The sequence below is a fragment of the Paraclostridium sp. genome, from assembly GCF_051656405.1.
Taxonomy (GTDB): domain Bacteria; phylum Bacillota; class Clostridia; order Peptostreptococcales; family Peptostreptococcaceae; genus Paraclostridium.
Map to the genome: position 1 here is coordinate 20,982 of NZ_JBOGBV010000013.1, position 10,245 is coordinate 31,226.

9 protein-coding genes are annotated in these 10,245 nt (G+C 28.3%); all 9 read left to right on the forward strand.

The features are described from left to right. Nucleotides 1-888 carry a polyprenyl synthetase family protein gene (locus ACRDDE_RS02185; protein WP_438625214.1) on the forward strand — a complete coding sequence of 296 codons (888 nt, stop codon included), beginning with the start codon at nucleotides 1-3 and terminating at the stop codon, nucleotides 886-888. 9 nt (nucleotides 889-897) lie between these two features. Beyond that, on the forward strand, nucleotides 898-1,335 hold the full coding sequence (locus ACRDDE_RS02190) for a divergent PAP2 family protein (RefSeq protein ID WP_438625216.1): 438 nt from the start codon (nucleotides 898-900) through the stop codon (nucleotides 1,333-1,335). Between the two features lie 43 nt (nucleotides 1,336-1,378). Next, nucleotides 1,379-3,241, forward strand: a complete 1,863-nt coding sequence (gene dxs, locus ACRDDE_RS02195) for a 1-deoxy-D-xylulose-5-phosphate synthase (RefSeq protein ID WP_438625217.1) — start codon at nucleotides 1,379-1,381, stop codon at nucleotides 3,239-3,241. 13 nt (nucleotides 3,242-3,254) lie between these two features. Continuing rightward, nucleotides 3,255-4,064 (forward strand): TlyA family RNA methyltransferase, encoded by an 810-nt coding sequence (locus ACRDDE_RS02200; protein ID WP_438625218.1) that lies wholly within the window; start codon nucleotides 3,255-3,257, stop codon nucleotides 4,062-4,064. A gap of 18 nt (nucleotides 4,065-4,082) precedes the next feature. Beyond that, a complete protein-coding gene (gene recN, locus ACRDDE_RS02205; protein ID WP_438625220.1) occupies nucleotides 4,083-5,768 on the forward strand; it encodes a DNA repair protein RecN in 1,686 nt (561 codons plus the stop codon). 102 nt (nucleotides 5,769-5,870) lie between these two features. Then, nucleotides 5,871-6,854, forward strand: a complete 984-nt coding sequence (locus ACRDDE_RS02210) for a SpoIVB peptidase S55 domain-containing protein (RefSeq protein ID WP_438625222.1) — start codon at nucleotides 5,871-5,873, stop codon at nucleotides 6,852-6,854. 120 nt (nucleotides 6,855-6,974) lie between these two features. Continuing rightward, nucleotides 6,975-7,793, forward strand: coding sequence for a sporulation transcription factor Spo0A (gene spo0A / locus ACRDDE_RS02215; protein ID WP_438625224.1), 819 nt, complete (start codon nucleotides 6,975-6,977; stop codon nucleotides 7,791-7,793). Nucleotides 7,794-7,889: 96 nt separating this feature from the next. After that, nucleotides 7,890-9,092, forward strand: coding sequence for a CCA tRNA nucleotidyltransferase (locus tag ACRDDE_RS02220; protein WP_438625226.1), 1,203 nt, complete (start codon nucleotides 7,890-7,892; stop codon nucleotides 9,090-9,092). A gap of 90 nt (nucleotides 9,093-9,182) precedes the next feature. Next, nucleotides 9,183-10,245 (forward strand): putative cytokinetic ring protein SteA (gene steA, locus ACRDDE_RS02225; protein WP_438625228.1); only part of this gene is annotated, 1,063 nt, incomplete at its 3' end.

Below are 10,245 nucleotides of genomic sequence, written 5' to 3' on the forward strand. Positions count from 1 at the left end.
ATGAATTTTAAAGAAGAATTAAAAAATAGAGTTGGAAATATAGAAGATTTATTAAATGAGTATATGCCTAAAGTTGAAGGATATCAAAAAACTATATTTGACTCAATGAATTATAGTTTAAAAGCTGGAGGAAAAAGACTAAGACCAATACTTACATTAGAAGCTTGTAAACTAGTTGGGGGAAATGAAAAAGATGCATATCCATTCGCTGTAGCTATAGAAATGATACATACATATTCTTTGATACATGATGATCTTCCAGCTCTTGATAATGATGATCTTAGAAGAGGAAGAAAAACTAATCATAAAGTGTATGGAGAAGCTATGGCTATTTTAGCTGGAGATGGACTTTTAAATTATGCTTATGAAATAATGCTTAGAGAGTCTTTAAGTAAAGGTGAACCAGAAAAATATTTAAAAGCTATAAATGAAATCGCTAAAGCTTCTGGGGTATATGGTATGATTGGTGGACAAGTTGTTGATATTGAAAGTGAAGGTAAATCAATAGATATGGAAAAACTTGACTTTATACATATGAATAAGACAGCTGCAATAATCATTGGATGTATGAGAGCAGGAGCTATAATTGGTGGGGCAAGTGAAGACGAGCTAGAAAATGTAACTAAATATGCAAAAAACATAGGATTATCATTCCAAATAGTGGATGATATATTAGATATAGTTGGCGATGAGGCTAAGCTTGGTAAAAAAGTAGGAAGCGATATAGATAATGAAAAATCTACTTATCCATCACTTATAGGACTTGAAAAGTCAAAAGAAACTGCTAATAAATTAATAGCAGAAGCTAAAATGAGTATTGATTATATAAATAAAGATAGTGAGTTTTTAAACAACTTAGCTGATTATATAGTAGATAGAGAGTATTAAGGAGGAACGATGAGCTTTATTTCAGGAATTTTTAGCAACAAAGTGTTGCTTATAAGTATGTTTGCTTGTTTCTTGGCACAACTTTTTAAGATTTTTACAGGAGATCAAAAAAAGATTCAAATATCTAGGATATTTACTTCTGGAGGTATGCCAAGTTCTCATAGTTCTTTTGTTACATCCTTATCTACATTAGTAGGAATGGAGTATGGATTTAATTCAACAGAATTCGCAGTAGTTACAGTGTTTTCTATGATAATAATGTATGATGCATCTGGAGTAAGACGCGCAGTTGGAAAGCAAGCAGTAATATTAAATCAAATTGTAGATGATTTACAACATAAAAAGCATATTGAACAAAAAAAATTAAAGGAATTAGTAGGACATACGCCAGTAGAAGTTTTTTTTGGCGCTATTTTAGGAATTATTACAGCATTGGTATTTAGTTAAAGTATTAATGCTAAAAACTACTTAGATAAAAGGTGAGAAAGTTATGTATAATTATTTAAATAATGTAAATTCTCCTAAAGATATAAAAAAAATGAGCACTAAAGAGCTAGATTTACTAGCTAAAGACATAAGAAAATTTTTAGTGAGATCAGTTTCTAAGACAGGTGGACATTTAGCATCTAATTTAGGTGTTGTAGAGCTTACTTTAGCACTACACAAAGTATTTGATAGTCCAAAAGACAAATTTATATGGGATGTAGGACACCAGGCTTATGTTCACAAGATACTTACAGGAAGAAAAAATCAGTTTGATACATTAAGACAATTTAATGGGTTAAGTGGATTTCCGAAAGAATGTGAAAGTGAACATGATATATTTGATACAGGGCATAGTAGTACATCTATATCTGTAGGAAGTGGAATTGCATGTGCTAGAGATATAAAAGGTGAAGATTTTTCTGTAGTATCTATAATTGGAGATGGATCTATAACAGGAGGAATGGCTTTAGAGGCTCTTAATCATATAGGATATATAAATACGAATATGATAGTAATATTAAATGACAATGAAATGTCTATAGATGAAAATGTTGGAGGAATGTCTAAACATTTATCAGCTATTATAAAAAATTCAACTGTCAATAAGGTTAAAGATGAAGTTGAAAAAATATTAAATGTTACTCCTGGAGGCAATATACTATCTAAAACGGCAGGCAAAGTAAAAGATAGCATAAAGGGAAACTTTACATTACAAGAATGTGCTTTTTTTGATTCTTTAGGAATAACTTATTTAGGGCCTATAGATGGACATGACATAGATGAAATAGTAAAAACATTAGAAAAAGCAAAACAACAAAATGGACCTATACTACTTCATGTAATAACAAAAAAAGGTAAAGGTTACAAGTTTGCAGAAGATGAGCCACATAAATATCATGGAGTTTCTAAATTTGATATAAAAACTGGATTAAAGCCATCTTCATCAAAGAGTATATCTGCAGTAGTTGGAGAAAAGTTAATAGACCTTGCAACTAAAGATGAAAATGTTGTTGCTATAACAGCTGCAATGCCATCAGGAACAGGTTTAAATAAGTTTTCTGAAATATACCCAAATAGATATTATGACGTTGGTATTGCAGAACAACATGCAGTTACATTTAGTTCAGGACTAGCAAAAGCTGGAATGAAACCATATTTTGCAGTATACTCATCTTTCTTACAAAGAGCATATGATCAAATAATACATGATATTGCTATAACAAGTAAGAATGTAACTTTACTTATAGATAGAGCGGGACTTGTAGGTAATGATGGTGAAACACATCATGGAATATTTGATTTAAGTTATTTGAATAATATACCAAACATGACTGTAATGGCTCCTAAAGATACAAAGGAACTAGAGTTAATGATGGATTTATCTTTAGAAATAGAAGGACCTATGGCTATTAGATATCCAAGAGGAAGTAGTTACTTTGTGGATAAGGGTGAGTACAAGCCTATAAAAGTTGGTACGTACGAACTATTAAGCGAAGGTAAAGATATTGCTATATTAGCAATAGGCAATATGGTTAAGCAATCGATTGAAGCAGTAGATATATTAAATAAATCAGGTATTAATCCAACTTTAGTTAATGCAAGATTTTTAAAGCCTATAGATGAAAAACTTATAATGGATTTAGCTAAAAATCATGAATATATTGTTACTGTAGAAGACAATGTACTTACAGGTGGATTTGGTAGTAGAATAAATAAATTTATTATAGACAATAAGCTTGATAATGAGATTATAAATATTGGTATTAAAGACGAATTTATTCCTCACGGGGATGTTAATGTATTATATGAACAATATGGAATCTCATCTTCAGGTATAGCTCAACAAATTGAGAGTTTATTAAGATAGAAAGGTAATTTATATGAAAAAAAGAATAGACGTATTACTTGTAGAACAAGGATATTTTGACAGTAGAGAAAGAGCTAAAAAAGCTATAATGGCTGGACTAGTATTTGTAGACAATCAAAGATGTGATAAGGCTGGCTCAGAGGTTAAAGAAGAAAGTAAAATAGAGGTAAAAGGGAACCCTATACCATATGTTAGTAGAGGTGGCCTAAAGCTTGAAAAGGCAATGAAAAACTTTGATATAACATTAGAGAACAAAGTTTGTTTAGATATAGGAGCATCAACAGGTGGATTTACAGATTGTATGCTTCAAAATGGAGCAAAAAAAGTATTTTCAATAGATGTAGGGTATGGACAACTTGCTTGGAAACTTAGACAAGATGAGAGAGTTGTATGTATGGAAAGAACAAACATAAGACATGTAACTATAGAAGATACTAAAGAATTTGGGCAATTTGCATCTATAGATGTTTCTTTTATATCTCTTAAATTAGTTTTACCAAAAGCAAAAGAATTATTAGATCAAAGTGGACAAGTAGTAGCATTAATAAAACCTCAATTTGAAGCTGGAAGAGAAAAAGTTGGTAAAAAAGGTGTAGTAAGAGAAAAATCTACACATATAGAAGTTATAGAAAAAGTAGCAGATTTTGCAGCAGAAATCGGGTTTACAATATTAGGATTAGATTACTCTCCTATAAAAGGACCTGAAGGTAATATTGAATATTTAATTCATTTAAAAAACTCTAATGAAGGTTATGAATACAATAAAGAAGAGTTTAAAATAACTATAGATAAAGTTGTAGACAATTCACATAATTTAATGTAATAAAGAGGGGGATTTAAATTGATCCTTGAATTATATATGAAAAACTGTGCATTAATAGAGGAACTAAGGCTAGATATAGACAAGAATCTAAACATATTAACTGGAGAAACTGGATCAGGTAAATCTATAATAATAGGAGCTTTAGGTTTATGTCTAGGTGGAAAATATGATAGATCCTTTTTAAGAAAAGGCACAGAAAAAGGTTTAGTAGAAGCTTTATTTGATGTTAATAATCAAAAACTTAAAGAGAAGCTACTAGAAAATGGAATAGATATAGAAGAGGATAATCAAATAATAATAAGTAAAGAAATATTTGATGACGGAAAAAGTATATCAAGAATAAATGGAAGGAATGTAAAAGTATCATTTTTAAAAGAAATTTCTAACTACTTAATTGATATACATGGACAACATCAAAATCAAGTTTTATTTGATAAAGATACACATATTGATTTTTTAGACTTATTTGGAGAAGAACTCTTATATGAATCTAAAAGTGATTATGAAAAGACATATATTGAATACAATGAAGTAAAAAAAGCTTTAAATGTACTAACAGAGAATAAAGATGATATGCAAATTCAAAGAGAGATAGACTTGATAAAATTTCAAATAAATGAAATAGAATCAGCAAACTTAAATGAAAATGAATATGAAGATTTATTAAAACAAAGAGAAGTCTATAGAAATGGTGAAAAGATTTTTACTAACTTAAATAATGCATATTTAAATTTATATGATGGAAGTATAAATTCTGTAGATCTTATATCTAAATCACTAGGTGATTTAGGTGCCATAGCTCAATATGATGAAAAATTAAATGATTATAATGATACAATAGAGCGAATAATGTATGAGCTTCAAGATATATCTAGAGACATTAGAAGTTATAAAGAAAACATTGATTTTTCACCTTATGAATTAGAACAAATAGAGCAGAGAGTAGATGAAATAAATACTCTTAGAAGAAAATATGGAGATACAATAGAAGAAATTTTAGCATATAAAGATAAAATAAATGAAAGATTAGAAGAAATTTTAAATAGAGATGAAAAAGTTGAAGAGTTAAAGTTAAAGCTTAAAAAAGTCGAAGACATTTTAAAAGTTAAAGCTGAAAAATTAACTCAGAAAAGAAAAGAAGTAGCAAGAAACCTTCAAGAAAAACTATTGTATGAGCTTAAAAGCTTAAACATGAAAAATGTAGTGTTTGAAGTTTCGTTTGGTAAATCTACATTTAATGCAAAAGGACAAGATGATATAGAATTTATGATTTCATTTAACCTAGGAGAAGATATAAAGCCTATATATAAGGTAGCATCAGGAGGAGAGATGTCTAGATTTATGTTAGCGTTTAAGACAATTTTAGCAGACATAGATGAAATAGACACTCTTGTGTTTGATGAAATAGATACAGGTATAAGTGGTATAGCAGCTCAGATTGTTGGAGAAAAATTATCATTGATAGCTAAGAAAAAGCAAATAATTTGTATAACACATTTACCTCAAATTGCAGCAAATGCAGACACTCACTATTGCATTGAGAAAAAGACATCTAATGAAAGAACATTTACTGTTATAAGTAGACTTGATGATAATCAAAGAAAAGATGAAATAGCAAGACTTATAGCAGGAAGTAATATAACTGAAAAAACAATGGAACATGCTAGTGAAATAATAGAACTTGCAAAAAAAGTACCTAATTAATTAGGTATTTTTTTTGCGTAAAATTATATTTGGATTAAGCTGGATAAAAATAAATGAAAAATGGAACTATATGTATATAAATTTATGAAGGGACGATATAAAATGAAAAAAATATATATAGTTTTATCTTTACTCTTAATAATACCTATATTTGTATTGGGAATATCGAAACCAGAAAATAAAAAAGAAACAAGATATTTAGTTCCACTTGGCAATGTGGTAGGTATAAGGGCTAACACAGATGGAATATTAGTATTAGATAATGAAGATTCAAGTGTTGATTATATAGATGGAGTGGAAGCTGGAGATAATATAATCAGTATAAATGGAGTTAATGTATATAGTAGTAAAGATGTAAAAAAAGTTTTACATAACTATAATAAAGATTTAGTTGAGATAATAATCGACAGGGATGGAGAATTAATATCAAAGCAAATTCCAGTTAAAAAAGAAAATAACGAATATAAACTTGGAATTTGGATTAGAGATAAAATTTCGGGAATAGGCACTATGACATTTTATAATCCACAAAACAATACATTTTCGGCATTAGGACACCCAATAAAAGATGTAGATACAAATGAATTGATAAAAGTTAAGAGTGGAAATATATACAATGCTGAAGACATTTCGATTGAAAAGGGAAGAGTTAAACATGTAGGGCAAATAAAAGCTGAATTTGATGGCGATAAACCGGTAGGTAATTTTAAAAAAAATAACAGTTTTGGAATAAGTGGTAATTTAACGACATATGATAATGAAGGAAAAGAAAAAATGTTAGAAGTTGGTGACAGTAAAGATATAAAGCTTGGACCAGCAATAATTTTATTTCAAAATAAAGATGGAAAAATCGGGCAATATCAAATAAACATAAAAAAAATTAAATATAATAACAAAAAAGATGATAAAGATATGGTGATTGAAGTAGTAGATGAGAGATTGATAAATTATACTGGTGGTATAGTTCAAGGAATGAGTGGAGCACCTATTATACAAAATGATAAAATAATTGGAGCTGTGACACATGTTTTTATAGATAACTCTAAAATAGGATATGGAATTTTTATAGATAAGATGATAATATAAGTATATATATAAAAATAAAAATAAACAGAAGGAATATAAATATTAAATGTCGAATAGGTTATTAGTGAAAAATTAGAAAATATTTAAATAAATTTATAATTCTATGGGGGGAAAAATTTAATGAGCGAAAAAATAAAAATAGTTTTAGCAGATGACAACAGGGATTTTTGTCAAGTATTAAGAGAGTATTTATCTAATGAGGATGATATTGAAATATTAGGAATTGCAAAGGATGGAATAGAAGCTTTAGATTTAGTTTCAAGAACACAACCAGATGTATTAGTTTTAGATGTTATAATGCCACATCTTGATGGATTAGGGGTAATTGAAAAATTAAATGCTATGAACTTACCTAAAATGCCTAAGATAATAGTATTATCTGCAGTAGGTCAAGATAAAATAACACAAAGTGCAATAAACTTAGGAGCAGACTATTACATAGTTAAACCTTTTGACTTTGTAATATTTATAAATAGAATAAGAGGATTAGTTTCAAATAAAAATACAGTAGTAGATTCTAATTCAAGATCAAATAACAATATGGATATAAAAATGACTAAAACTGATTTCGTGAAAAATGTAGGAAATATAGAAACTGAAATAACAAATATAATACACGAAATAGGAGTTCCAGCTCATATAAAAGGATATTTATATTTAAGAGAAGCTATAAAAATGGTTATAGAGAATGTTGAATTATTAGGGGCAGTAACAAAGGAACTATACCCAAGTATAGCTAAAAAGTTTAACACGACTCCAAGTAGGGTTGAAAGAGCTATAAGACATGCGATAGAAGTTGCATGGAGCAGAGGTAAGGTTGATACTATAAATCAATTATTTGGATATACAGTTCATAATACAAAAGGGAAACCAACAAACTCAGAGTTTATAGCAATGATTGCAGATAAATTAAGATTAGAACACAGTATGGTTAAATAATAAATTATGAAAAATAAAGTCTTCATAAATTGAAGGCTTTATTTTTTTGTGTAAATGTATAAAATAGATAGTAGTTTACTAAATTGAGGTGAAATGATGAAAATAAATATACCAACTGATGTAAAAGAGATAATAAATGATATATATGAAAATGGATATGAAGCTTATATAGTAGGAGGATGTGTAAGAGACTCAATTGTAGGAATAAAACCTAATGATTATGATATAACTACAAATGCAAAACCTACAGATACAATAAGTATATTTAAAAATTATAAAATAATTGAAACTGGGATAAAGCATGGAACCATAACTTTAATAAAAAATAAAAATGAATATGAAATTACAACATATAGAATTGATGGGACGTACTCTGACAACCGAAGACCTGAATCTGTAGAGTTTACAAGTGATATAGTACAAGATTTAAAAAGACGTGATTTTACTATAAACTCTATTGCCTATAATCATAAAGTAGGTATAGTTGATGCATTTGATGGTATAGAAGATATAAATAAAAAAATAATAAGAACAGTTGGAAATGCAGATGAAAGATTCAAAGAGGATGGGTTAAGAATAATAAGAGCTGTTAGATTTAGTTCTAAACTTAATTTCAAAATAGATAGTAAAACATTAGAAAGTATTTATAAAAATATAAAATTGATAAAAAATATAAGCTCAGAAAGAATACAAGAGGAATTAAATAAAATTTTACTTAGTAATTATCCTGAAAAAATATATATGCTTTACGACGCAAAAATGTTTGATATATTTGAAATGAAAAATATAAAAATGAACAAAAATGACTTAATCAAACTTAAGTCGAGTAAAAAAGATTTAGTGATAAGATTAAGTATATTTATGTATATTCTAGGGGACATTAACGAAAGCAAAAAAATATTGGAATTATTAAGATATTCTAACAAAATAAAAAGTCAATGCATTACAATTTTAGATAATCTAGATAATAAAATAATCGATGATAAAGTGTCTATAAAGATTTATTTAAAGGAAATAGGACATGAAAGTCTAAATTATTTATTATATGTAAAAAAAGTATTGGATATGGAATTTGAAAAAAAATATTATGACAAAATAAATAATTTAATTAAAGAAATTGATTTAAATAAAGAATGTTATTCATTAAAAGAATTAGCACTAAATGGAAGGGATTTAAATGCTTTAGGCTATAAAGGCAAGGAAATAGGTGAAAAATTAAACTTTTTACTATATAATGTGATTGAAAATCCTAATATAAACAATAAAACAGATTTAATTAATATTATAAATAGCTTATAAGAAGTGCGCACAATTTTAATTATTTAAATTGTTGTAAAATAATGCTATAATGTAATGTGATTTCAAAAACGAAAATTGGAGGTTTTAAGTATGAGAGTCGAAGCCCCTATTAAGGTAGACAGAAAAACAAAAAGGCTTGCAAAGCGACTTACTGGCGGAGAAATAGCAGTTATAAATCATAAAGATGTAGATGAAGTTGCTGCAAATTCATTAGTAGAGGGAAAGATAAAACTTGTTATAAATGCATCTCAATCTATAAGTGGTAGATACCCAAATAAAGGACCTGGAATACTTGTAGATAAAAATATACTTATTGTAGACAATGTAGGTGAAGAACTATTCAACAACTTACAGGAGGGGCAAATAATAGAAGTTATAGATGGAAAAATCTATAGAGATGGAGAATTATTAGGCCAAGGAGAAGTATTAGATAAAGACGAAGTTGATAACAAGATAAGATTGGCATATGAAAATTTAGCTGTAGAGTTGGATAGATTTATAGATAATACTATAGATTATGCTAAAAAAGAAAAAGGACTTATTCTTGGAGAAGTTGAAATACCAGAAGTAAGTACAGATTACAAAAATAGACATGTATTGATAGTTGTTAGAGGTCAGGACTATAAGCAAGACTTAAGTACAATATTATCGTACATAGAAGAAATGAAACCTATACTAGTAGGTGTAGATGGTGGAGCTGACGCTTTACTAGAGTTTGGATATACTCCAGACGTAATTGTAGGAGATATGGATAGTGTAAGTGATGAAGCTTTACAAAAAGCAAAAGAAATAGTTGTTCATGCATACACAGACGGAAGGGCACCTGGACTTAAGAGAGTACAAGACTTAGGATTGGAATCTGTGGTATTTCCTGCGCCTGGAACAAGTGAGGATATAGCTATGCTTACTGCCTATGAGTATAAGGCTGAACTTATAGTAGCTGTAGGAACACATTCCAATATGATAGACTTCTTAGAAAAAGGAAGACCTGGTATGGCTAGTACATTTTTAGTTAGACTAAAAATAGGATCAAAGCTAATAGATGCAAAAGGTGTAAACTTATTATATAGAAGTAAATTAAAATTAAAGTATATATGGGCACTTATAGCAACTGCTTTATTCCCAGTTTTAATACTTGCATCATTCTCTCCAA

What these genes read in the sequence shown, in the direction of transcription:
- ACRDDE_RS02185 (WP_438625214.1), top strand. Translation starts at nt 1, where the DNA reads ATGAATTTTAAAGAAGAATTAAAAAATAGAGTTGGAAATATAGAAGAT.
- ACRDDE_RS02190 (WP_438625216.1), top strand. Translation starts at nt 898, where the DNA reads ATGAGCTTTATTTCAGGAATTTTTAGCAACAAAGTGTTGCTTATAAGT.
- dxs (WP_438625217.1), top strand. Translation starts at nt 1,379, where the DNA reads ATGTATAATTATTTAAATAATGTAAATTCTCCTAAAGATATAAAAAAA.
- ACRDDE_RS02200 (WP_438625218.1), top strand. Translation starts at nt 3,255, where the DNA reads ATGAAAAAAAGAATAGACGTATTACTTGTAGAACAAGGATATTTTGAC.
- ACRDDE_RS02210 (WP_438625222.1), top strand. Translation starts at nt 5,871, where the DNA reads ATGAAAAAAATATATATAGTTTTATCTTTACTCTTAATAATACCTATA.
- spo0A (WP_438625224.1), top strand. Translation starts at nt 6,975, where the DNA reads ATGAGCGAAAAAATAAAAATAGTTTTAGCAGATGACAACAGGGATTTT.
- ACRDDE_RS02220 (WP_438625226.1), top strand. Translation starts at nt 7,890, where the DNA reads ATGAAAATAAATATACCAACTGATGTAAAAGAGATAATAAATGATATA.